Raw genomic sequence first — 22,682 nt, forward strand, 5'->3', positions numbered from 1 at the left:
AGGCCGCTTAGAGCCGCGCGAATACGCTTTTCGGATTGGCGATCAGCATGCGGTCGATGGCCGGCTGCTCGACGCCATGGCGTTTCAGGCGCGGTATGAAATGCTTCAGGATATAGCCATAGCCGAAGCCACCGAAGCGCGTCAGCATGATCTTGAGGAACACATCCTGCGACAACAGCAGGCGGTCGCCGAAGCCCGCCTCGACAAGGGCGGCGATGGCGCGTGCGTTCTCTTCGTCGGAGGGCGATTGCGCGTCCTGGTCGGCATAATAATAGTCCATGCCGATCATGTCGTATTCGAGGAACGCGCCGCGCCGGGCGAGGCTTTTCTGGTAGTCGGGATCGTCGTGGCTCGGGTTCATGTGGCAGAGCACGGTGTGGCGAAGATCGGCGCCCTCGGCCTCGACGACATCGAGCACGTCGTGCGCGAGCCGCTCCCAGCCAGGCAGATGGATCGACAGCGGCACGCCGGTTATGCGCGAGGCGCGCGCCGAAGCTCGCAGCGACTTTCGTTCCTCGGCGGTGAAATCCTTGCTGACGCCGACCTCGCCGATCAGCCCGGCCATGATCGGCGGCTGCGTCTCGCCGCCGCCGACATCGTTGACGATGAACTCGGTCACGGCGTCCACATCCATCGCCTTCAGCCATTCGGGATGGGTGTGCTCGAGATAGAAGCCGGTGCCCATGACGATCTTCAGGCCGGACATGCGGCTGATGCGAGCGAGCTTTTCGGGGGCGCGGCCGATGCCGATATTGGTGGCATCGACGACGGTGTGGCCGCCCAGCGCGCGATAGCGCTGCAGCTCAGACAGCGCCAGGTCGGCGTCGTCGAGCGAGACGTTGTCGCGGTTGACGTAAGGGTTCATGCGCAACTCGCCGATGATCTCGATGTTCACCGGCTGCTCGGCGATCGCCATGTCGTCGGGATGGCAGGGGCATTTCCAGCTGCGCGCGCCATCGAGCAAGATGTGCTCGTGCATCAGCGTGATGCCCATGTCGTCGACCGGAACTGGGCCGAGCACGGTCATCACATGGCCTGTTTCGACCCCGATCGCCAGCCGCTGGCCCGGCACTGCGTCATCGAACAGACCGCTCATCGGCTCAACGGCTCCGCACGGCGCCGCGAAACAGGCGGAAGTTCAGCCAGATGGCGATCAGGATGATCGTTCCGGTGACTATCGGCGTCAGGAAAGGCGACAGATGCGCCAGGATCAGGCCGTTGCCGATGACGGCCACGGTCAGCGCGCCGAGCACCGTGCCGATGATCGTTCCGCGGCCGCCGAACAGGCTGGTGCCGCCGAGCACGACGGCGGCGATGACTTCCAGCTCGAAACCCTGGCCGGCATTCGAAGATCCCGATCCAAGCCGGGCAGCAATGATGATCCCGGCAAGGGCTGCCGCGGTGGCGGAAATCACATAGACGAAGAGCGTCGTCTGCCGCGTGTTGACGCCGGCGCGCCGCACCGCCTCGGCATTGGCGCCGATGCCGGTGACATAGCGGCCGAATGGCGTCTCGTTGAAGGCGAGATAGGCGATGGCCAGGATCGCCAGCGCGATCAGCGCCGGCACCGGCACGCCAAGAAACCAGGCGCGGCCCAGCACGGTGAAAGCGCTTCCGGGCTCGATCGGGATGGAATAGCCGCCGGTGATCAGCAGCGCCACGCCACGGATCACCGAAAGCCCGGCAAGCGTGACGATGAAGGACGGGATGCCCTCATAGGCAATGAAATAGCCCTGCACCGCCCCAAGCAGGGCACCGAGCGCCAACATGGCGAGGATAACGACTGGCCACGGCAGGCCAAACTGCAAAAGCGTCGCCGACAGCGTCGCCACCAGCGCCAGCACGGAGCCGACCGAAAGATCGATGCCGCCAGTGGTGATGACGAAAGTCATTGCCGCGGCGACGATCAGCAGCGGCGCCGACTGCCGCAGGATGTTCAACAGATTGGGCGATGTCAGAAACGCGTCGGTCGCAACCGAGAAGATGATGCAGACGACCAGAAAGAACAGCGCGATCGAGACGACGCTGCCATTGGCGAGCAGCGCATCGCGCCAGGTGCCCTTGCGTACTCGTGAGGGCTGGGCGGTGTGGATCGCGTCGCTCATGCCGGCGCTCCACCGCGATAGCCATTGGTGGCGGAACGCGCACTGAACTTGCGGCCGACGATCAGATTGACCACGTCTTCGATATTGGTCTCGCCGATCAGCCGCTCGGCGACATTGCGCCCTTCATACATGACCTGGATGCGATCGCAGACGAGGAACAGATCCTGCAGCCGGTGGGTGATCAGGATGACGCTGACACCGCGCGCACTGACCGCGCGGATCAGTTCGAGCACCGCCTCGACTTCGGCCACGGCAAGCGCTGCCGTCGGCTCGTCCATGATCAGCACGGCCGGCTCGAACGAGGCGGCGCGGCCGATCGCGATCGACTGGCGCTGCCCGCCGGAGAGGTTTTCGACCTTGAGCCGCGTGTCGGCAATGACGATGCCGAGCCGATCGAGCATCTGGCGCGTCTCGTCATGCATGCGCTTCTTGTCGAGAAAGGAAATGCCTGCGATGCGGCGGCGCGGCTCGCGGCCAAGAAACAGATTGCCGGCAACATCGACCGTGTCGCACAGCGACAGGTCCTGGTAGACCATCTCGACGCGCGCCGCACGTGCGTCCGCCGGGGAGCTGAAGATCATCGGCTTGCCGTCGATCTCGATGGTGCCGGCGTCGGGAACCACTGCCCCCGACAGCACCTTGCTCAATGTCGACTTGCCGGCGCCATTGTCGCCGACCAGTCCCAGCACCTCGCCCGGCTTCAGCGTCAGCGACACGTCATCGAGCGTCTGGATGGCGTTGTAGCGCTTTGAGATGCCGCTCATCCGCACCCGATAGGTCTGGCCACTGCTCATCTGGAATTCCACGCGATTGCAAGGGATCCGCGGCGCAGCCTCGGGCGGCGCCGCGGCTCGGTCGCCGACGCAGTTTACTTGAACATCGCGCGATATTGGTCGACATTCTTCTTGGTCACGATCGTCACCGGGATATTGATGATCGGGTCGATTTTCTCGCCCTTCTTGATCTTGCCCAGCGCTTCGACCGCGGCCTTGCCTTCGCCGGCCGGATCCTGCTGCACGACCGCCACCACCCAGCCGTCGTCGATGCCCTGAACGGCCTGCTTGGTCAGATCCCAGCCGAACACCTTGACGTCGCCGGTGCGGCCCTGGCTGGTCACCGCCGAAACGGCGCCGAGCAAGGCCGGCTCTCCGGTCGCATAAAGCGAGTTCATGTCGGGATTGGCCGTCATCAGGTTTTCCGAAGCGCTCAAGGCGGTCTCCTGAACGTTCTGGCCGTCGACTGTGTCGAGGAAGGTGACGCCCTGGCCGCTTTCGGTCACCGCCTTCTTGAAGCCGTCGAGCCGCTGGTTCTGGATGAATGAATTGAGTGCGCCGACGATGCCGATCTTGGCCTTGCCGGCCATATCGGTCTTCACATAGTCGGCGTAGAATTTGCCGATGTCCTCGCCGGCTTTGGTGTTGTCGACGCCGATGAACGAAATATTGTCGCCGTCGGGGATCTGCGCGTCGATGGCTATGACGGGAATGCCGGCCGCCTTGGCTGCAGTGATCGCCGGCTTGACGCCGTTGACGTCGATGGCGACCAGAATGATGCCGCCGACTTTCTGCGTGATGTAGTTCTCGATCGCGTCGTTCTGCGCGCTCGGCACATTGTTGGCGTTGAAAATGACCAGCTTGGCGCCAGCGGCGTCGGCAGCCTTTTGCGCGCCCTCGTTGATCTGGTTGAAGAACAGGGCCTGCTGGTTGATGTTGACGAGAGCGAACGTATCGGCAAGCGCCGATCCCATGGCTGCCGAGCCCATGGCAATGGCGGCGGCACAGCCGGCGAGAAGTTTGAACAGACGCATTTCGGTTCCCCTTGCTTGCGGACCAGACCTCGGCTGGTCCCGTTGGTGCTACAGGCACGAGGCAAGCATTCAAGAGACTTGAATATTTGTCAATCCAAATGAACGCACAGCGTTGCTCAGAAAGTCGCCGGCGTGTTGACCCAGAAAATGCTAGCGCGTTCCTCGCCGATATTGCGGTAATGATGCGGCAGCTCCGACCTGAACACGAAGGCATCACCCGTGGCGAGAGCATGGCTCTTGCCGTCGACGATCAGTTCGATCCGCCCGGCGAGCACGTAGCCGACTTCCTCGCCGGCATGCTGGATCGGACCTTCGCTCGAGCCCTCTGCCTCGATGTGATGGATGTTGCATTGTAAGAGGTGGCCAGGCGAATACGGGATGATGCGTTCGAGCGAAATTCCTTCGCCACGCCGTAGCGCGTCGAGCGCGATCAAAGGCCTTGCGCCCGCCCGGAATACGATCGCCTCGTCGTCGTCGACTTGCTCGAACATCCAGCCGATGTTGGTGTCGAGAACCTCGACCAGGCGGTGAAGCATGGGCAGGGACGGCGAAGCCTTGCCGTTCTCGATCTTGGACAGCAGGCTTTCCGAGCAATTCGCAGCCGCGGCCAGCGTCTTCAGCGTCATGCCGCGTGTCTGGCGGGCGAGGCGCAGCCGAGTTCCAAGTCTTGCGGCATTTACGGTGGCGTCCGTTTCTGATTCTGGCCGCCGTCGATCGATTTTGTTCATCTGTTCGCCAACCATTCAACGGTCAAGGGCAACTATCGCGCGAGCAAAAGACCTCGGCTGACGATTTGCAAGTGCTGATGCGTCAAATTCGAGACTGCAGCCGTAGCTGCCTCATCCGGCGAATGCCGCTCCCGCATGAACCGTGCTGATGATCCCGCGCCAGTTATCCCCTATCGCTTGGCTGTCCATCGTGGTCGAAATCGCCAGCCGTTACCGCGTTTGCGTTATGTGGCGAGTGGACTTGGAACGACAATGCGGGCAAGGCGGGCCACGCAGCCAATCTACACAACCACGGCCGCGCCGACACGATCTGTCACCGAATTGCGGAGCGCGCCCAGAAGTCACCCGCGGCAGCGCCCCATGGAGTTACGCCCAGGGGCGTAGGCTCTCGATAGCCGCGATGTATCCAATGAAATCCCTGGGGCAGTCGCGCACCGCTTAAGCTTCGGCAATTTTGAAGAAAGTCCAACAGAATTAATGGACTAGCACCTTGCTTATGTAAGTTGCGGAAGTGACGCGCGGTTAATGCTTTAGAAGTATAGACACATCGACACGAGGTGCGAAGAAGCAACGCCAATACAGCTGGTTGGTTACAACATATTTATTTTCGCAGATATGGTATTGCCCGTCCGGGGATTCCTGTACCCGGTCCCGTGGGATGGTGAAATTATGCGGCAAATAAGTGTACCCGCCGTCCACCCTGGACCGCACCGAAGACCGGGGTATGGCGCGGCAATCTGAACCGCCGCAGCACTTGAATTTGGTCTGGGGGTCAATCTTGTCTTCGTACCAATCATGGGCGTTAGCGGCTGTTGCGGCGGCGATACACATCGCCGTGAAGATGAGCCTTCGCATGGCATTCCTCAAGTATCTGGCAGGCGCTGCTCGTTGGGGCTTCCATGTATATTAGCGTTCCATTGAAAATACCATTGGCCTCCGACCGACTTAACGCAGCTCCAGCAACCGACGCTCGCAACGGAAGACCGCATTGGGTCACGTCAGGACGACACTTGCGCCGACCAACGGTCAGCTCTTGTCGCTCCGCGTTGGAAACCCGACCGTTTGCTCTGCGCCAATGTCGGCCGTAGACGTCGGTCTTGTCATTGCCCGGAAGCAGACGTCGCCCAAAGCGGGAGCGATCGTGGTTGTGCGACATCTCGAGCACAGACTAGCTATAGTGGAGCGTTACGGCGACCCAGCAGCAGAGCGATGCCCAACGCCGGAAGCGTCGCCGTCGCGACGACGAGGAAGACGAATTGCAGGCCGGCCGACGCGGCGACCAAGCCGAGCGCCGGGCTGCCGAAGCCGAGCGCCACGTCGAGGAAGACGGTGTAGAGTCCCATGGCCAGGCCGCGGCTGCGTTGCGGAAGACGGCCTACGGCCTCGGCACCGAAACCGGGATATACCAGCGAGTAGCCAAGGCCAGTCAGGCCCGCTCCGATGGCGGCGAGAACAGGCCCGGGCGCAAGCCAGGTCAGCATCAGCCCTGCCGCCTCGACCGCCACGAAGATCACAGCGACGCGCGCGCCCCCCAACCTGTCAGGCAGGTGGCCGAAGCACAGCCTTGCCGCGATCAGCGACGCGGCATAAGCGGTGAAGGGAAGCCAGACCGGCTGCCAGCCGCGTTCGGCAAAGAGCAGCGCGCCAAAGGACAGGATCGCGCCATAGCCAAGGCTGCTGAAAGCAGCTCCGACGCCGGGAAGCCAGACCGCTTGCGCCACGCTCGTCCATGACTGTCGCGCGGCGCTCGCGGCGAGGCTGGTGCCACGCATAGGCAGGATGGCAAGCAGCGTCGCAAGCGGCAGGCCGACCGTCGCGAGTGCGATCGCGGCGAAGCCGCTCGCCGCATAAAGCGCAGATCCGATCGGCGCGCCTAGCGCGAGCGCCGCGAACATCGCCGTGCCCACCCAGGCTATGACCTTTCCGGAGTTCTGTCCGCCCGCAAGGGAAAGGCCCCAGGCGACGCCGCCGGTGATGATGAAGCTCTCAGACGCGCCCAGTACCGCCCGGCCGGCGAAGAGCGCCGATGCGGACGCTACGGGCCGGTCGAGCAATGCCAGCGAGCCGACGTAAATGAACCCCGCCAGGGCAGCGGCAATGAGGCCGACGACGACGGCCCGCTTGCCGCCGCGCCCATCGGCATAGTTTCCAGCCCCAATGCGCGACAGCATCGAGGCGACGAACTGGCTGCCCGTCACCAGCCCGACTGCGAAGGGGCCGAAGCCGAGCTGCTGGTGAAGATGCAGCGGCAGGACGGGTAGCGCCAAGCCGATCAGGAGGAAGCCGGCGAAGACAGCCGCCATGATTGGCGCCAGTTCCGCTGTCGCGCCATTTCGGTCTGAAGTCCGCGCCATTGTGGCCATCGATGACAGGTTGACAGTCGGGCTGTTCCGATCAGTAACGTTCGTAGGTTACGCGCCAGCCTTCGGCCGGATTGTCCGGGGTGAGGACCAGTTTGTTGCCCAAGACTTCGAATTTGCGTTTCATGCTCTTACCGACAAGGTTGCGGACCAGGGAGGACTCGATCGTGATGACGAAGGTCTTGTCCTGGTCGTCGATGGCGACCGGGCCGTAATAGGCTTCGTAGCCATTCGCTGTGTAAGGCGTATCCGGCGCCTTGGCGTCAGGGTTCTGGGCCTGCACCGAGAGGGTGCCGGCCTCGGTGAAGATGACCTGGCCGGAATATGGCACGGGCTTGAGGTTTCCATCGGCACCGGCCTCGAGCGACCTCATGCGCCATGCGCCGATGATCGGGGACTCTTGCGAGAAAGCCGGCGTGATAACTGAAAGCGCAAGGGCGGCGATCTTCAATCTCATCGTCATATGTCGTTGTTCCTTTTCTGATTTGCGGGTGCGGACAGGCCGTCCGTCCAATCTTCCCTCACACCGAAAGCATGACCTTGATGGCGCGCCGCTCGTCCATGGCGCGGTAGCCTTCAGCGACCTCGACCAACGGCAGCTTGAGGTCGAAGACCTTGCCGGGCTTGATCCTGCCCTTGAGCACACGGTCCATAAGGTCGGGCAGGAAGCGGCGCACCGGCGCGGGGCCGCCCAGCATGCGCTTCTGGCCGAAGAAGAGATTCTGGCCATCGAAGCTCACGCCATGCGGCACGCCGACATAGCCGATAGTGCCGCCGGGGCGAGAGCAGGCCAGCGCCTGGTCGAAGGATTCCGCCGTGCCGACGCATTCCAGCACGGAGTCCGCGCCGACGTCCTTAGTGAGCTCCTGGACGCGCGCGACGCCTTCCTCGCCACGCTCGGCCACAATGTCGGTGGCGCCAAACTCGCGGGCGAGTTTTTGGCGGCTGACGTGCCGGCTCATGGCGACGATGCGCTCGGCGCCCATCTCCTTGGCCGCAAGCACGCCCATCAGGCCGACCGCACCGTCGCCAACCACCACCACTGTCGATCCTTCTCGGACCTCGGCTGCGTCGGCCGCATACCAGCCGGTGCCGAGCACATCGGACACGGCCAGCAGGTCGGGGATGAGTTCGGCCGGCGGCACCTCGGCGGTGGCGACCAGTGTGCCATCCGCCAACGGCACGCGGGCATAAGGTGCCTGCGCGCCCGACATGAATTCGCGTTGCACGCAGGACGACTGGAAGCCGAAGCGGCAGTGCGGGCAGGTATTGTCGGAGAGACAGAACGAGCCGACGACGAACTGGCCGGGACGGACCGTGCGCACCTCTGCGCCGACCTCGACGACGATGCCACAATATTCGTGGCCCATATGCATCGGGCCGTCGACCGGCTGCAGCCCGCGATAGGGCCACAGGTCCGAGCCGCAGATGCAGCTTGCCGAAAGCTTGATGATGGCGTCCGTTGGCCGCATGATTTTCGGATCGGCGATTTCCTCGCAGCGGATGTCGCCCGGTTTGTGAAGAACAGTTGCGAGCATTTTGGTTCCTTTCGAGTCGAGAAGATCAGGCGCCGTAGTCGGCGTCGCTGACATGTTCCAGCCAGTCCACGACCTTGCCGTCTTTGACCTCCTGGAGGGCAATGTGGGTCATGGCGGTCTGAGGCGACGCGCCGTGCCAGTGCTTTTCGCCGGGCGCGAACCAGACGACGTCCCCCGGCCGGATTTCTTCGACCGGGCCACCCTCGCGCTGCACGCGGCCAAGGCCGGAGACGACGATCAGCGTCTGGCCGAGCGGATGCGTGTGCCAGGCGGTGCGGGCGCCGGGCTCGAAGGTCACCTGTGCGCCTTGGACCCGCCCGGCATCGAAGGGATTGAAGAGCGGATCGATCCGCACCGTGCCGGTGAACCAGTCAGGTGGCCCCTTGCCGGAAGGCCTCGTGCCAGCGCGAAGAATGTCCATGGTGATGTCCTTGTGTCCTCAAATGCGTTCGATGCGAAGCGGGAACTCGCCGCGAATGTGCAGGGCCTGCTCGCCCTCGTCGAAGCGGCCGAGCCTGATCAGCCCGGGATGGCGATAGTCGGCGTAGAACATGGCCAGATTGCCCCAGGGCATGAAATAACACAGGTCATAGGGCTGCTCGTTGGCGAACGGACCGCTTCCCTCCTCAGTCAGCTTGCGCGGCAGATAGGCGATCTTCTCGTTATGCGCGTAGTCCTCGATCTTGAGGTCGAGCGGCAGCATGGAGAAGAAGTCGCGCGCCGACGGATTGTCGTAGAGCGTGGCGGTCATGGTGCGGCCGTTGAAAATCATCCTGATCTTCATGTCAGTTGGCTCCTGGCTTACAGGGGCTTCGCCTTCTTGGCTGGCGGCTGCGCGAGGCAGGGCCGCCACCGCGAGCGCGGCGCCAAGCAATGTCCTGCGGCTGAGCGGCGCACGCTCGATAGTCATGGCAAAGATCTCCGGGCCATATGCGATGCGGCAAAGGCGGCGAGCGCTGATCCGCAGAGCAGCACCGCGCCTAGAGCGAACGCTCCCCACCAGCCGACCCTATCGAAGAGCGTGCCGCCGATGGCGGCACCGCCGGTGATGGCGAGCTGGATGACGGCTACCTGCAACCCGCCGCCGGCCTCTGCGTCGTCCGGCAACGTCCGGCTGAGCCACGTACCCCAGCCAACCGGCGCGGCCGTGCCGAAAAAGCCCCAGGCAACGAGCAGCGGCGCTGTAGGAATTGGCATCGTACCGAAGGCGATGAGCGCTACGGCCAGCGCGGCCATGACAAGCGGGATGACGATGAGGATGCTGAACAGGCGCGTGCGCAAAAGCCGGCCTATGCAGAGGGTGCCGAGCACCCCGGCCAGCCCCATCGCCAGCAGGATCGCCGAAAGCTCGGCGATGTCGAGCTGAGTGACGCTCTCGAGGAAGGGCCGCAGATAGGTGAAGAGGGCGAACTGACCCATGAACAGCATCATGATTGACGCCATGCCGGTGGCGACAGGAAGACGGCCGAGGAGCGCCAGCGGACTGCCAGGACGCTTCCTCCGGCGCGGGGGCAGCGCCGGCAGGCTTGTCCACTGCCAGACCAGCGCCAGGACCCCAAGCGGCACGACGAGGAAGAAAGCGCCGCGCCAGCCGACATAGGCGCCAAGAAAACTGCCCAGCGGCGCGGCGATGGTGGCCGCGATGGCATTGCCAGCGTTCAGCATGGCGAGACCCTTCGGAACCATGTCTTGCGGCACGAGGCGCATGACGATCGCGGTCGACATCGACCAGAAACCGCCGATCGCGATGCCGAGCAGCGCCCGGCCGACCATGAGGAACGCGTAATTCGGCGCGAAGGTGACAGCGAGCCCGGACACGATCAGGAGAAGGGTAAAGCCGGTCACGACCAGTCGGCGGTCGATCCGGCGCGTGAGGCCGGCGACCAGCAGGCTGGTCACGACGGCGAAAGCGCCCGAAATCGAGATCGCCTGTCCCGTGCGGCCCTCGGTGATGCCGAGATCGGCCGCTAGCGGCGACAGAAGGCTGACCGGCATGAATTCCGACGCGATGAGCACGGAAACACACAGCGCCATCGACAACACCGCGCCCCATGCGGCGCGGTCTTCGACAAGCCTTGTGTCGTAGGTCGTTTCCATGATTGGCATCCTTGCAAGGCGACTGGGGCGGATCAGCCGCCCGTCCCGTCGCCATGCCGGAAGATATTGCAGAGGAACCCATTCTATTAGACTAAGTAATTCGCATGGACTTATCTGCTCATGATATAAATGTCCGATCGGAGGTGCCCTATGCAGCGCGATGGCATGAAGGATCTGCTCTGGTTCGTGGCGGTCGCGCGGGAGCGCAGCTTCACCAAGGCGGCGGCCAAGCTCGGAACCTCGCAGTCGACCCTGAGTTCGACAATCAAGGAGCTTGAAGCTCGTCTTGGCGTCCGCCTGCTGACACGTACGACGCGGAGCGTCGCACCGACCGAGGCCGGCGAGCGACTTTTCCAATCTCTTGTTCCCCGCTTCGAGGAAATCGAAGCCGACCTCGCAAGCCTGGTGGCCTTTCGCGACAAACCCTCCGGAACGGTCCGTCTCACGCTGTCCGACCATGCGCTCCAGACGACCGTCTGGCCGAAGCTGCAGCCCTTGCTCGGCGACTATCCTGACGTGTGCGTCGAGCTCTACAGCGACAACGGCATGAAGAACATTGTGGAGGAGCGCTTCGACGCAGGCGTGCGGCTTGGTGAGAGCATCGACAGGGATATGATCGCAGTGCGCATCGGGCCGGATTGGCGGCTCGTCGCCGTGGCTTCGCCGGAGTACTTTTCCCGCCATCCGGTTCCGACCGCACCCCAGGATCTGGTCGATCATGACTGCATTAATATGCGGCAGGCGACGTTCGGCGGATTATATGCCTGGGAATTCGCCAGGGATGGCCGCGACCTTCGCGTGCGGGTGGAGGGCCAACTCACCTTCAATTCGTCCATTCCCATGATCGAGGCTGCAATAAGCGGTTTCGGGATCGCCTATGTCCCGGAAAACCTCGTCAGCCAGCACATCGCCAAGGGATGCCTTAGGCTCGTGCTTGACGACTGGAGTCCGCCGTTTGCGGGCTATCACCTCTACTACCCGAGCAGGCGACAGCTCTCGCCTGCGATGGCGGTGATCGTTGAGGCGCTCCGCCATCGCATCTGACGGGAGGTCGGGCAGTTTGCGTCTCAGCGCCGCAAGAACCGATTTGGCTGCCTCGGGGTCGTCCAGAGTGATCACCAGCGCCTTTGCACATGCAATTTTCGCGGCGGCCACCATCTCCTCCTGCGAAGCGTTGCCGAAAAAGACCGGTAGACGTTCTTTCCGGGACCGCTCTACATTTTTGGCGTCGAGGTCGACTGCAACCCACCTGTATCCACGCTCGTCGAGCAATCTGCCGATCACCCGGTCTACCCGCCCGAACCCGGCAATGACGAATGTCCGGACACGGCGGACTGAAGCAACGCAGCATTTTCCACTTTGAGGCGAAGTAATTCTCAATTATGGTCCGCCAGGCTTTTGGCATGAGGGGGAATATTGCCGATGGTTTTATCACGCAGGGGTGTCGTGCTCGGCGGCCTGGCGCTGGTCGCGGTGGGTGCAACCAGCAATATTGCTCAAGCCGCGGCGGCAAAATCCTTTTTCGCCGGTACCGCCAGCGACAACAATTTTGTGTATCGCAAGACCAACTTCGCCAAGATCGACAAGAGATGGCACCGCCAGATCGTCAAGTATTTCAGTAGCGAGCCGGTCGGCACCGTCGTGGTCGATACCCGCCACCATTTCCTCTACGTCATCATGGAAAACAAGACCGCCATCCGCTACGGCGTCGGCGTCGGCAAGGACGGCTTCAAATGGTACGGCCGCGCGACGATCGACCGCCGCGCGCTGTGGCCGCAATGGGTCCCGCCCCCCGAAATGCGCAAGCGCAGGCCGGACCTACCGCCCATGGTCGCAGGCGGCGCGTCCAACAATCCGCTCGGGCCGCGCGCGCTCTATCTGTACCGCGACGGCGCCGACATCGGCTACCGCCTGCATGGCACGCTGGAGCCATGGAGCATCGGCACCGACGCTTCCAGCGGCTGCATCCGCATGTTCCCGGAAGACATCATCGACCTCTACCAGCGGTGCCCGATCGGCACCGCGGTGCAGGTCCTGCCGCACATCGCCGACCAGGCGCCCGCTTCCACCACTGTCGAATGATTGGCGCCTCATGAACCGCATCATTGAAAACACGCGCCGGCTGCTCGCCGCCGGCCTGCTCGTGCTGGCCGCATCCTGCTCGACCAGCAACACGCTGGCCCCTCCCACACCCGACGTCACCAACACCGAGGTTGCCGGCTTCCAGAACGTGCAGCCGGGCAGCGAGGAGGATTTTATCCTCAATGTCGGCCGCCGCACCTATTTCACGCAAGGTTCGGCCGCGCTCGATTCTGTCGCCAAGGCCACCCTCGACACCCAGATCGCCTGGCTAGCAAAGCATCCGCGCTGGCTGCTCAAGCTGCAGGGTTTCGCCGACGACCCCGGCGCAAGTGAAATGGCGCTGTCGCAGCAGCGCGCCGATGCGGTGATGGACTACCTCGCCGCCGGCGGCATAGACCGCAACCGCATGTGGGCCAAGGGCTACGGCAAGGACAGGCTCGTCCGCGAGTGCCCCGACACCGCCTGCAGGTCGCAGAACCGCCGCGTTGTGTCTAATTTGCGCGATGAGAGGGACGAGCCGTAGGGGGCTGCTGTTCTGCTTGTGACCCGAAGCAGAGTCTCGCACGCGACGGCGGTATGGCTGCTTTGCGCCGCAATGTCGGCCATAGAGGCGAACTTTGCCTCCCCCGGAAGCAGACACTGCAATTGACCGCGCTGAAGGTCGTGATCGCGCCAGAGCCTGCAAAGGCACAACTCGGCACACGAGGGCGAACATTCCGCTGCGGAAACAACTTGAAGAAACGCTTCGCGACCCATAGCATGCCGCGCCATGGTGAAATCTGAGGTCAGTGAGATCGGTCGGGTTTTTGAGCCAGTGCAAGGTAGGGAGGATAATAATTATGGCTTCCGAAGTACAGGCAAACAACGGTGTTAACGTAGAGGCGCTGCTCGGCGCACGCGAAGCGCTCACCAACGCCCCGGAGGCAGCGCAGTTCAAGTGGCGCGCGGCCTGCGAATGGAAGGATGGCACCCACAGCCACTCGTCGGTCGAGAGCTTCTACGGTCTCGGCGAGGATCAGCATCGCAAGACCACCTTCACATTCGACGCAGACCATCCGGAGGTCTTCGCTTCCCAGGACAAGGGCGCCACGCCCGTCGAATACGTGCTGGTCGGACTGGCGAGTTGCCTGACCGCCGGCATCGCCGCGGTTGCCCAGAACCGGAACATCCAGTTGAAGTCGGTGAAGGCGACCATCGAAGGCGACATGGATCTCGCCGGAATTCTCGGCATCGACAGCGACGTGCGCAACGGCTTCAGCGGCATCACGGTGAAATACAACATCGACGCCGACGCAAAGCGCGAGGACATCGAGGCTATCGTCGCTCAGTCGCAGAAGCGGTCGGCGGTCTATGACATTGTCACCAATCCGACGAACGTCACGGTCGTGGTGAATTGAAAGGCGCTTCGAACCGTAGACTCTCCTGATGAGAGGGTGCGATTAGTTCCGTCACCACAGCGATCGTCGGCGCGGGGCACGCGGGGCTCGCGATGAGCCGCTGCCTCGCGGAGCGCTCTATCGACCATGTGCTGCTGGAGCGCGGCGAGATCGCCCATACCTGGCGCACCGAGCGATGGGATTCACTGCGGCTGCTCACCCCGAACTGGCAGAGCCGGCTGCCGGGCTTTCGCTATGACGGCGACGATCCCGACGGCTACCGGACGATGCCTGAGGTGATCGACTTCCTCGGGAACTATGCCAAGGCGATCTCGGCTCCGGTCAGAACCCACACGACCGTCACCTCGGTTCGCAGCGACGGGGCGGGATATCTTGTGCGCACGGACCGCGGCGAGTGGCGGTGTCGGACCGTCGTGCTGGCGTCGGGCGCGTGCAACATCGCGCGCCTGCCCGACGTCGCCAGCCGCGTGCCGCCGTCGGTCGCCATGCTGACGGCACAGTCCTACCGCAATCCGGGTCAGGTCGCCGACGGTGGCGTGATGGTGGTGGGCGCGTCGTCGAGCGGCACCCAGATCGCACAGGAGCTGCAGCGTTCGGGGCGTCAAGTGACCCTGTCGGTGGGCGAGCACATCCGGGCGCCCCGCGTATATCGCGGCAAGGACCTGGAATGGTGGATGGACGCCGCCGGCGTGCTCGACGAGCGTTACGACGAGGTGGACGACATCAGGCGGGCGCGACGGGTTCCTTCGCTACAGCTTGCCGGCACGCCCGACCGCATCACCCTCGACCTCAATGCGCTCGACGACCTCGGCGTCCGGCTCATCGGTCGTCTTGCCGGCATCACCGAAGACGGCAAGGCCCAGTTTGCGGGGTCGTTGCGCAACATGTGCGCGCTTTCCGATCTCAAGATGGCCCGGCTGCTCGACCTCATCGACGAATGGGCGCGCGCCAACGGCCTGGACGCTACGGTCGGGCCGCCGGATCGCCCGCCGCCGACCCGTGTCGAGGACAACCCGCCGCTCGGCCTCGATCTTGCCGGAGGCGCTATCAGGACGATCATCTGGGCCACCGGCTACCGGCCGGACTACTCCTGGCTGGAACTGCCGGTCCTCGACCGCAAGGGCCACGTCCGTCACGACGGCGGTGTAGCGGAACATCCGGGCCTGTACCTGATGGGGACGCAGTTTCTGCGCCGCCGCAAGTCTGCTCTAATCGACGGCGCTGGCGACGACGCGCGTGATCTCAGCGATCATCTGGCATCGTACCTCGGGCAAAATTCAATCTGATAGCAGAATCAACGTCTGAGACTCCAGAGGGAACAGGTTGGTTGCCGCGACAACCCCGAATTCTGCGCCCCTGCAGTCATATTCCCAAATGCAGCTTTGGCTTCCAGAAGGGGCGGAACAACTCAATCTTTGGACAGCGGTTCATCACCACTTTCAAGCCCGCTTTCTCCGCCAACTGGGCGGCAGCGTCATCGCGCACCCCAATCTGACCCCACAGAACCTTGGCGTTGATTGCGATGGCCTCCTGTGCAACTTCCAACAGATCTTCGGAGCGGCGAAAAACCTCAACCATATCCACAGGCCGGTCGATGGCCGCTAGTGACGCGTACACCTTAAGCCCTCGAATCTCATCCAGACCGGGACTGGGGTTGACCGGGATCATGTCGTAGCCGATTTCGTGCAGCACCCTGAGTACCCCATAGGAAAATTTAGTTTTATCGGGGCTGGCCCCAACCATCGCGATGGTTTTGACCGATTTCAGAATGTCTTGCAGATAAGCCTCCGAATAGGGCTCATCATGATTCATATGGGTCATTTCTTTGCTTCCAACGGGGTCGCAATATCGGCTTTCAATTCATGAGCGGCCAGCGGGTCAAGGAAGGGGTTGCGATAGAGCTTGTCGTGGCTCTCAACGCCGACCTCCAGCGTGCAGTCGCTCAAAGGGCGGGCGACGCAGAGGATTATATAGCCATTGTTGATCTGGCGGTTGTTCAGCGCCCGCTGCGCTTTTTGATCGACTTTGCCGCTGATTATTTTGGCCGCACAGGTTATGCAGCCGCCATACTTGCACCCATACGGCAGATCCACGCCCTGCTCGCGCAAGCTTTGCAAGAGGGGCTTGCGGTGATCGACGTCAAAGGCCGCACCGCCTTGATTGGCGAGAATGATGGTGAAGCAGGTCATACCCAGATGTCACTCGTGCAATCACCCCCGGGATAACGGGTTTCGTGGCAGCGGCTTGGTCCATTTGGTTCCTTACCAAAATCAACAACGAATAGCGGATCGATTTCCATGCCGCCGTTTTCCGTATTGCAATTGACCATCAGCATGCATCCGCCATTGGTGCGGATTTCCGGATAGAACTGATTATCCCACGTCGAGAAGAGTGAGGTCGTCACATAAAGGCGCTTGCCGTCGAGGCTGAGCTGTATCATCTGAGGCCCGCCAGTCACTTTCACGCCATTGACCTCAGGCGCACGGCCGAGAAGTCCGCCCATCCACACTTGTCCGGTAAGCTTGGCGTTGTGAGGGTCCGAGATGTCGTACTGACGAATGTCGCCATGCAACCAGTTGCACAGATAGAGGTATCTATCGTCCATGCTGAGCAGAATAACCGAGATCACGCCCGGTATTGGTATCGGCCATGCGGGATGCGGCTCATTGCCGACATCGACAATTTTTTCCCATTGCCAGTCACCCGCCGCGTTCTTCCACCAATGGATGATATTTGCAGAAAGGGCCGCGCCAACAAAGCCGTGACTGCTGTCGGGGTTATGATGGAATCGCACTTCCAGTGGGATCAAGCCATCTTCACCGAGATAGAATGTTTGCTTTGGCTCCTTCTTTTCAAAATCCCACAAATGGATCTCTCGGCCATATTTCAGATGACCAACCTCTTCCAGGTCAAAGCCAGGCATGAAGGTATTGGGCGCGGCCCATTCCGAGCTGACCATTACGTTGTGTCGCGGCTGGTACCAGAAATCATAACCAAACTTGATCCTGCCCATGGAATTTTCCCAGCGGCCGACAATCTCGAACTCCTTGCTGAGTTGCAAATAGCCGCCGGGGGCATTGCCCTGGGCGTCACCAAGCATGGAAACGATGATGTCCGAGCCGAGGCAATGCACCGTGTGTGGCGCCGACAGGTTAGTCCTGGCTTTGATTTCAGCGCCGTCTATCACCTTGAACAGTGTCGGGCTGCGCGGATCGGTACCGCAATCGACAATATGCAGATTTGACGAGCGCACACCCGGCACGATCAGATATTTCCGGTCCATGCTCGCATCGCCATGGCACGACGAACAGGCATTCCAGCCCGAGTGATGAAGCTCATCGCCAATACCCGGCATTTGCAAACGCGAAATCACCTGGCTGTAGGTCGAACTCTCCGGGTCGACATCAATCGTGCACAGATAGTCCGGCTTCTGAATGCCCGTGCCGGTGTAGATGGCAATCGTATAGAGCAGCTTTTCGCGAGGTGCCGTCATCGCCTCGGCTGGAGAAGCATAGCCCGGTCCACAGCAATGATTGGTCATGGGTACTTCCCTTTGAACAGATCACTCGCCAGCCCCAAAGGGGCAAGCTGGAATGTTAGTGCATGCTTGGCATTGGCGCTATGGCCGGGGAGGCGGAGGCGGCATAATAGGCGCGCCCGACGGGGTTGACAGCCAGATGATCGTGGGCGAACGGCTCGACGATCATCCACCTGCCGTCCGGATTGAGCGAGCTACGAGCATGCGTGACATGGCGTCGAGGCTGCCGATCTCCCCCACAACAACGGTACAACAACGGGGAAGTTGCGCTCTCTCCCAAAACGCGGCTCCGCCTCGCTTTTTTATTGATCACGGCAAAAAAACAACGCTAACTGGCTCCCGCGAGGGGCCATGCTGACAAGTGATGAAGTGGGAGCAATCCCGTTGTTTTCGGGTTTGCCGGCGGCAGAGCTGGAGCGGCTGGCGCGGGCAGCGGCCGATCTTCACCTCAGCCCCGGAGAGTTCGCGATTCACGAGGGTGGAGAGGCCGCGCTGTTTGCGGTTCTCGCCGGCAAGATCGAAGTCGTAAAGACCTTCGACGGCATCGAGCGAACGCTGGGTTGGCGTCTGCCGGGAACGATCTTCGGCGAGGTGCCGATTGCGCTTGGCTCGGGTTTTCCCGGTGGCTATCGCGCCGCCGAATCTTCCCGCGTCATGCGCATCGACGTTCAGCAGTATTATTCCATCGCCGCGGTGTCAAAGGACGTGGCCCAAAAGGTCAGCGCGCTTGCCCGCGAGCGGATGGGCGGGCTGCAAAGCGTCACTGCCGAGCCGCAGAGGCCGCGCGTCACATTGGTCGGCCATCGCTGGGACACGGCGTGCGGCGAACTGCGCCGGTTTCTGGCCCGCAACCAGATTTCGTTCACCTGGCTGTTGCCCGACACGTCGGATGCCGAGGCTTTCTGGTCTGCCCTCAGCAGGCCGGCTCTCGATGGTCCCGTTGCCCGGCTGGCGGACGGGGAGATTATCGAAGCACCCGCTGTGCGCGATCTTGCCATCCGCCTCGGGCTGCAGACGCGCCCGCGCGGCGCCGAGTACGACGTCGCGATCATCGGCGGCGGACCGGCCGGTCTTGCGGCTGCGGTCTATGGCGCCTCCGAGGGGCTGCGCACCATCGTCGTCGAACGCGAGGCGCCCGGCGGGCAGGCGGGAACATCCTCGCGCATCGAGAACTATCTCGGCTTTCCAAGCGGCATTTCCGGCGACGAGCTTGCCAGCCGCGCGCTGCAGCAGGCAAAGCGGCTCGGCGCCGAAATCCTGGTCACCCGTTCGGTCGCCGGCATCGACCCGACGACGCACGAGGTGGTGCTCGACGGCACCGATGTCGTGCGCGCCCGCAGCCTCATCCTGGCAACCGGCGTCGCCTGGCGCCGTCTTGCCATCGACGGGTTCGACCGGTTGATCGGCAAAGGCGTTTATTATGGCGCCGCGCGCAGCGAGGCGAGCAGCACGCATGGGCAGGATGTCTACCTGATCGGCGCCGGCAATTCGGCCGGCCAGGCGGCGATGCATTTTTCCGGCCATGCGCGCAGCGTGACGCTGCTGGTGCGCGGCCCCTCGCTTGCCGACAGCATGTCTCACTATCTGATCGAGCAGCTCAGGGCGAAATGCAACGTAAAGGTCCAGCTTCACTCCGAAGTCCAGGCCGTGCACGGCGAGACGCACCTGACGGCGATCGACATTCTCGACAAGACCGGCAACGAGGTGAGCCGGCACCAATGCGGCGGGCTGTTCGTGTTCATCGGCGCCAACGCCGAGACCGAGTGGCTGCCGGCCGACGTAGCGCGCGATGCACGCGGTTATGTGCTGACCGGCGACGACGTGAAGAAGGCCGGGCTCTGGTCGCATGGCCGCGACCCCTACCTGCTCGAGACCAGCGCGCCCGGCATCTTCGCCTGCGGCGACGTACGCCTGAGCCCGGTCAAACGCGTTGCCTCGGCGGTCGGCGAGGGCAGCATGGCCATCGCCTTCGTCCACCAGTATCTGGCCAATGAAGAGAAAGTAGACCGCAACCAAAGCTAGAGGGTCAAGTAACCAGAATGTCATCAGCCGGTCGATGCGGCGTGAAAACCGCCAATTAAGCATCGAAAGCACGCTTGACGGCTGGCCGCACGTCGCCGCGGGCTACATAAGCGGAGAGGTTCGGATATTCGTCCAGTATACCCGATCCGTTCAACCTGCGCAGCACCGCCACCATCAGAAGGTCACCGGCCCTGAACGCACCATCGAGCCAGTCGGCATTGCCCAGGCGATCGGAAAGTTCGCCGAGCCGGCCACGGATGCGATCCTCGACCATGGGCAGGCGCTGCTTATGCCAGGTCTCGTCGCGGGTCGTCAGCGGCCCCAAGGCTGGCGGGCGGCAATGCGCCCCTTCCTGGACATTACCAAAGCAAGACCACGGGGAATTCTGACCCACGTCCCGAACTTCATGGCCTTCGCCTCGCTGGAATGTCTAACGCGACTCCGTCATGATCTTCCGGCCCTGTCGAGCGACGCTGCCAAAGCCGTTGACGCCAACGCAGGTGATGGGGGCAGGCTAGACCAGTGCAGCAGATCCGCCCGGCGACTTTTCTTTTTGCGGCCCGAGCCTTGCGCGACATGGGCGACGGCTTCGTGGCCGTTCTGTTGCCGGTCTATCTCCTCGCATTAGGCTTCGCGCCTCTGCAGGTCGGCATCATAGCAACCGGATCGCTGCTCGGTTCAGCGCTCTTGACCATCGCCGTCGGACTCCTTGGTGCCCGACGCGATCACCGCCAACTCCTGCTTGCCGCCGCCAGTCTGATGGTGGCCACGGGTGTGGCCTTTGCTGTGGTCCACGACTACGCGCTGCTTTTGATGATCGCCTTCGCAGGCACCATCAACCCGTCGGCCGGCAGCGTCAGCGTGTTCGTGCCCTTAGAGCATGCCGTCCTCACACGCGAAGTCACCGACGCCGCGCGGACCAAGATGTTCGCGCGCTACAGCCTTGTGGGTGCGCTCGCAGCCGCGGTTGGCGCGCTCGCTTCGGCAACCCCTGATCTTCTGGCTCCAGCCGGCCTCGACCAACTCACCGGCATCAAGGCGATGTTCGTGCTCTATGCGTTGCTGGGCCTGCTCGGCGGTCTCCTTTACGCGCAGATCCCGCGGCGCCGTCCAACGTCGGACTCCGGCAGCACGTCCGCGCTTGGCCCCTCGCGGAATATCGTTTTCAGGCTTGCGGCCCTTTTTAGCCTTGATGCCTTTGCCGGCGGCTTCCTCGTCCAGTCGCTGCTTGCCCTGTGGCTTTTCGAAAAATTCGACCTGTCGCTTTCGGAAGCGGGCTTTTTCTTCTTCTGGTCCGGGGTGCTTTCGGCGTTCTCATTCCCCGTTGCCGCCTGGCTGTCGCGGCACATCGGACTCATCAACACGATGGTGTTCACACACATTCCGTCCAGCATCGCCCTGATGCTGGCGGCGCTTGCGCCGACGCTCCCTCTGGCGCTCCGCCCTGCTGCTGATCCGTGCCGCGCTTTCGCAGATGGACGTCCCGACGCGCTCATCTTACGTCATGGCGGTCGTCACCGAGGCGGAGCGGGCAGCCGCCGCAAGCTTCACATCGGTACCGCGCAGTTTGGCTGCCGCAGCCAGTCCCGCCCTGGCGGGCGCTCTGTTCGCTGCCTCGTTCCGGGCTTGGCCCCTGATCATCTGCGGTGCACTGAAGATCGCTTACGATCTGCTGCTGCTGATGCAGTTTCGGCACCTCAAGCCGCCGGAGGAACGGTGATGCAGCCGCCGGTTTGGGGTGTTTGACCAGGATGGGTCAATCGCGAAGCAAAACGTTGGAAAGTTGTCGATCACTTCCGGCTGTCGCGGAGCGTGAAATGTCGCCTCGCTTCCTCGTGACATTGTCTGCCGCACTTTATCTGATATCATCGGTGTTTGCCGGGGCAGGATCACCCGTTCCGTCGAACGTCTGCTATGCGTGGAAAAGCCGCTGCAGAAGGTCCGCATCGGTGAAGGTTTTTCGATGTGGGCCGCAGCGCGAGGGGTGCGGCTGGGTCGACATCGGCCCGCGTTGAAAAACCTCCCAAGGAGGAAGCCGCGGGGTCATCTTCGGCTCTGCCGAGATGTTCGGCCCGAATGATTGGGTCGCGCGCAAGGGGATCGAGTCCCGCTCGCGCCCCGATTATCGGCCGTTACCAGCCGTAGCTGAAGATGGCGCCGCCACCACCGTCGCCGTTCTGCACGACATTCGCCTCGGTGTTCCTTCCGAACTGGAAAATACCGTAGGCGTTGTCGTTGCCGTTCTGCCTCAGGATGGCGGAATGGCCGTTGCCCTCCTGATGGATGATGCCCAGATTGCCGCGGCCGTTCCGGCCGAGGCCAGCAGCATTACCGTGTCCGGACTGACGGATTCTGGCGCCGTGCAGGCCGCGATACTTCGAATAGACGCGCAGGCCGGTCGCCAGGGCGCCGGCGTCGCGAGCGTTGGCAGGAGCAAATGTCACCGACACCCGGCCTCCTGCGTAGGTCGGTGCGGACAGCGCCACCTGGCCGATGCTGCCGGCAACGAGAGCGGCAGTAAGGGTTATGAACATATTGCGGGTCATCTTGGTCTTCATTTCTGGCTGCCTCAGCCTATGGCCAACCTTCCCGAATTGCGGCTGAACCATCCCGGAACCCATCGTTCAGCTGTCGTTCATTCATTTTTCCCGGCTCGGCACACATAGAAAAGGCGCCGAACGCCGACGCCCTTTTTCGTAAACTGGCCGTGCGATCAGGTCGCGCCGCCGACCCGCGCGGCGCAGCCGATGCTCTTGCCATCGACCGCAACTTCGAGCTTGGCGTCGTAAACGCCGCCCTTTGCGTCGAGCGTGATAGCGCCGAGCGTAGCTGGCTTGCCGGGCGCGGCGTTGAAGGCGCCGCCCTGCTCGATGCTGGTGCCGTCGGTGCGACCGGTGCTTTCGACATGGAAGGAATAGGTGCCACTCACGTTTCTGTCAGCATAGGCAAGCGCCTCAAGCAAGACCATGCCCCCTTCCGGCGTGGCGCGGATCTCGCAGCGCACCGGC

The 22,682-nt window shown here is 62.7% G+C and carries 22 protein-coding genes and 3 pseudogenes; 7 read left to right on the forward strand and 18 right to left on the reverse strand.

What is annotated here, in order from left to right:
• Positions 1-7: 7 nt before the first annotated feature.
• The 11 genes from NKH28_RS30125 to NKH28_RS30175 all read right to left on the reverse strand — a co-directional run bounded on the left by NKH28_RS30125 (position 8) and on the right by NKH28_RS30175 (position 10,635).
• The gene (locus tag NKH28_RS30125) at positions 8-1,096 is read right to left on the reverse strand and encodes a phosphotriesterase family protein (RefSeq protein WP_352819447.1); all 1,089 of its coding nucleotides are present in this window, start codon (positions 1,094-1,096) and stop codon (positions 8-10) included.
• A 4-nt stretch (positions 1,097-1,100) separates the two neighbouring features.
• Entirely contained in the window at positions 1,101-2,105 is a 1,005-nt protein-coding gene (locus tag NKH28_RS30130; protein ID WP_352795809.1) for an ABC transporter permease, read from the reverse strand.
• Positions 2,102-2,899, reverse strand: coding sequence for an ATP-binding cassette domain-containing protein (locus NKH28_RS30135; protein ID WP_352775819.1), 798 nt, complete (start codon positions 2,897-2,899; stop codon positions 2,102-2,104). The genes NKH28_RS30130 and NKH28_RS30135 overlap by 4 nt, the downstream gene beginning before the upstream one ends.
• A gap of 74 nt (positions 2,900-2,973) precedes the next feature.
• Complete coding sequence (locus tag NKH28_RS30140) at positions 2,974-3,912, reverse strand: ABC transporter substrate-binding protein (RefSeq protein WP_352981050.1); 939 nt, start codon at positions 3,910-3,912, stop codon at positions 2,974-2,976.
• Between the two features lie 116 nt (positions 3,913-4,028).
• The gene (locus tag NKH28_RS30145; protein WP_023679230.1) at positions 4,029-4,640 is read right to left on the reverse strand and encodes a cupin domain-containing protein; all 612 of its coding nucleotides are present in this window, start codon (positions 4,638-4,640) and stop codon (positions 4,029-4,031) included.
• 1,172 nt (positions 4,641-5,812) lie between these two features.
• Positions 5,813-7,003 carry an arabinose transporter gene (locus NKH28_RS30150; protein ID WP_352616220.1) on the reverse strand — a complete coding sequence of 397 codons (1,191 nt, stop codon included), beginning with the start codon at positions 7,001-7,003 and terminating at the stop codon, positions 5,813-5,815.
• A gap of 31 nt (positions 7,004-7,034) precedes the next feature.
• On the reverse strand, positions 7,035-7,457 hold the full coding sequence (locus tag NKH28_RS30155) for a lipocalin-like domain-containing protein (protein ID WP_352850684.1): 423 nt from the start codon (positions 7,455-7,457) through the stop codon (positions 7,035-7,037).
• A gap of 64 nt (positions 7,458-7,521) precedes the next feature.
• Positions 7,522-8,538, reverse strand: coding sequence for a zinc-dependent alcohol dehydrogenase family protein (locus NKH28_RS30160; protein WP_352981051.1), 1,017 nt, complete (start codon positions 8,536-8,538; stop codon positions 7,522-7,524).
• Positions 8,539-8,563: 25 nt separating this feature from the next.
• A complete protein-coding gene (locus tag NKH28_RS30165) occupies positions 8,564-8,959 on the reverse strand; it encodes a (R)-mandelonitrile lyase (RefSeq protein WP_352491966.1) in 396 nt (131 codons plus the stop codon).
• 18 nt (positions 8,960-8,977) lie between these two features.
• Complete coding sequence (locus NKH28_RS30170; protein WP_352981052.1) at positions 8,978-9,448, reverse strand: cyclophilin-like fold protein; 471 nt, start codon at positions 9,446-9,448, stop codon at positions 8,978-8,980.
• Positions 9,445-10,635, reverse strand: coding sequence for an MFS transporter (locus tag NKH28_RS30175; RefSeq protein ID WP_352981053.1), 1,191 nt, complete (start codon positions 10,633-10,635; stop codon positions 9,445-9,447). Before NKH28_RS30175 ends, NKH28_RS30170 begins: the two co-directional genes overlap by 4 nt.
• A 150-nt stretch (positions 10,636-10,785) precedes the next feature.
• On the opposite strand from NKH28_RS30175, the gene NKH28_RS30180 reads away from it, so the two are divergent.
• Positions 10,786-11,679 carry a LysR family transcriptional regulator gene (locus tag NKH28_RS30180; RefSeq protein ID WP_352819459.1) on the forward strand — a complete coding sequence of 298 codons (894 nt, stop codon included), beginning with the start codon at positions 10,786-10,788 and terminating at the stop codon, positions 11,677-11,679.
• 12 nt (positions 11,680-11,691) lie between these two features.
• On the opposite strand, the pseudogene NKH28_RS30185 reads toward NKH28_RS30180, so the two are convergent.
• Positions 11,692-12,015, reverse strand: a pseudogene (locus NKH28_RS30185) (NAD-binding protein); the annotation flags it as partial.
• A gap of 42 nt (positions 12,016-12,057) precedes the next feature.
• Here NKH28_RS30185 and NKH28_RS30190 point away from each other — a divergent pair.
• The 4 genes from NKH28_RS30190 (at position 12,058) to NKH28_RS30205 (ending at position 15,400) form a co-directional block, all read left to right on the forward strand.
• On the forward strand, positions 12,058-12,717 hold the full coding sequence (locus NKH28_RS30190; RefSeq protein WP_352981054.1) for a L,D-transpeptidase: 660 nt from the start codon (positions 12,058-12,060) through the stop codon (positions 12,715-12,717).
• Between the two features lie 10 nt (positions 12,718-12,727).
• The gene (locus tag NKH28_RS30195; protein WP_352819462.1) at positions 12,728-13,240 is read left to right on the forward strand and encodes an OmpA family protein; all 513 of its coding nucleotides are present in this window, start codon (positions 12,728-12,730) and stop codon (positions 13,238-13,240) included.
• Between the two features lie 316 nt (positions 13,241-13,556).
• The gene (locus NKH28_RS30200) at positions 13,557-14,114 is read left to right on the forward strand and encodes an OsmC family protein (protein ID WP_023679231.1); all 558 of its coding nucleotides are present in this window, start codon (positions 13,557-13,559) and stop codon (positions 14,112-14,114) included.
• 62 nt (positions 14,115-14,176) lie between these two features.
• Positions 14,177-15,400, forward strand: coding sequence for an NAD(P)-binding domain-containing protein (locus NKH28_RS30205; RefSeq protein WP_352503449.1), 1,224 nt, complete (start codon positions 14,177-14,179; stop codon positions 15,398-15,400).
• A 76-nt stretch (positions 15,401-15,476) separates the two neighbouring features.
• Here the strand turns inward: NKH28_RS30205 and NKH28_RS30210 are convergent, their stop codons facing one another.
• The 3 genes from NKH28_RS30210 to NKH28_RS30220 are packed head-to-tail and all read right to left on the reverse strand — an operon-like array spanning position 15,477 to position 17,655.
• Positions 15,477-15,926 carry a CoA-binding protein gene (locus NKH28_RS30210; protein WP_352771286.1) on the reverse strand — a complete coding sequence of 150 codons (450 nt, stop codon included), beginning with the start codon at positions 15,924-15,926 and terminating at the stop codon, positions 15,477-15,479.
• A 5-nt stretch (positions 15,927-15,931) separates the two neighbouring features.
• On the reverse strand, positions 15,932-16,303 hold the full coding sequence (locus NKH28_RS30215; RefSeq protein WP_352474288.1) for a 2Fe-2S iron-sulfur cluster-binding protein: 372 nt from the start codon (positions 16,301-16,303) through the stop codon (positions 15,932-15,934).
• Positions 16,300-17,655 carry a selenium-binding family protein gene (locus NKH28_RS30220; RefSeq protein ID WP_352981055.1) on the reverse strand — a complete coding sequence of 452 codons (1,356 nt, stop codon included), beginning with the start codon at positions 17,653-17,655 and terminating at the stop codon, positions 16,300-16,302. The genes NKH28_RS30215 and NKH28_RS30220 overlap by 4 nt, the downstream gene beginning before the upstream one ends.
• A gap of 348 nt (positions 17,656-18,003) precedes the next feature.
• Here NKH28_RS30220 and NKH28_RS30230 point away from each other — a divergent pair, with 348 nt between their 5' ends.
• Entirely contained in the window at positions 18,004-19,674 is a 1,671-nt protein-coding gene (locus tag NKH28_RS30230; RefSeq protein WP_352771161.1) for an FAD-dependent oxidoreductase, read from the forward strand.
• Between the two features lie 55 nt (positions 19,675-19,729).
• Here the strand turns inward: NKH28_RS30230 and NKH28_RS30235 are convergent.
• Positions 19,730-19,978 (reverse strand): annotated as a pseudogene (locus tag NKH28_RS30235) (glutathione S-transferase family protein); the annotation flags it as partial.
• Positions 19,979-20,250: 272 nt separating this feature from the next.
• Here NKH28_RS30235 and NKH28_RS30240 point away from each other — a divergent pair.
• A pseudogene (locus NKH28_RS30240) lies at positions 20,251-21,394 on the forward strand (MFS transporter).
• A gap of 412 nt (positions 21,395-21,806) precedes the next feature.
• Here NKH28_RS30240 and NKH28_RS30245 read toward each other — a convergent pair.
• Positions 21,807-22,220: a curlin gene (locus tag NKH28_RS30245; RefSeq protein WP_352981057.1), complete on the reverse strand. Its 414-nt coding sequence runs from the start codon at positions 22,218-22,220 to the stop codon at positions 21,807-21,809.
• Between the two features lie 167 nt (positions 22,221-22,387).
• A partial coding sequence (gene csgH / locus NKH28_RS30250; RefSeq protein WP_352981056.1) for a curli-like amyloid fiber formation chaperone CsgH occupies positions 22,388-22,682 on the reverse strand: 295 nt, incomplete at its 5' end.

Origin of the sequence: Mesorhizobium sp. M1227 (assembly GCF_040318315.1) — a bacterium.
In the GTDB taxonomy this organism is placed as follows: Bacteria; Pseudomonadota; Alphaproteobacteria; order Rhizobiales; family Rhizobiaceae; genus Mesorhizobium.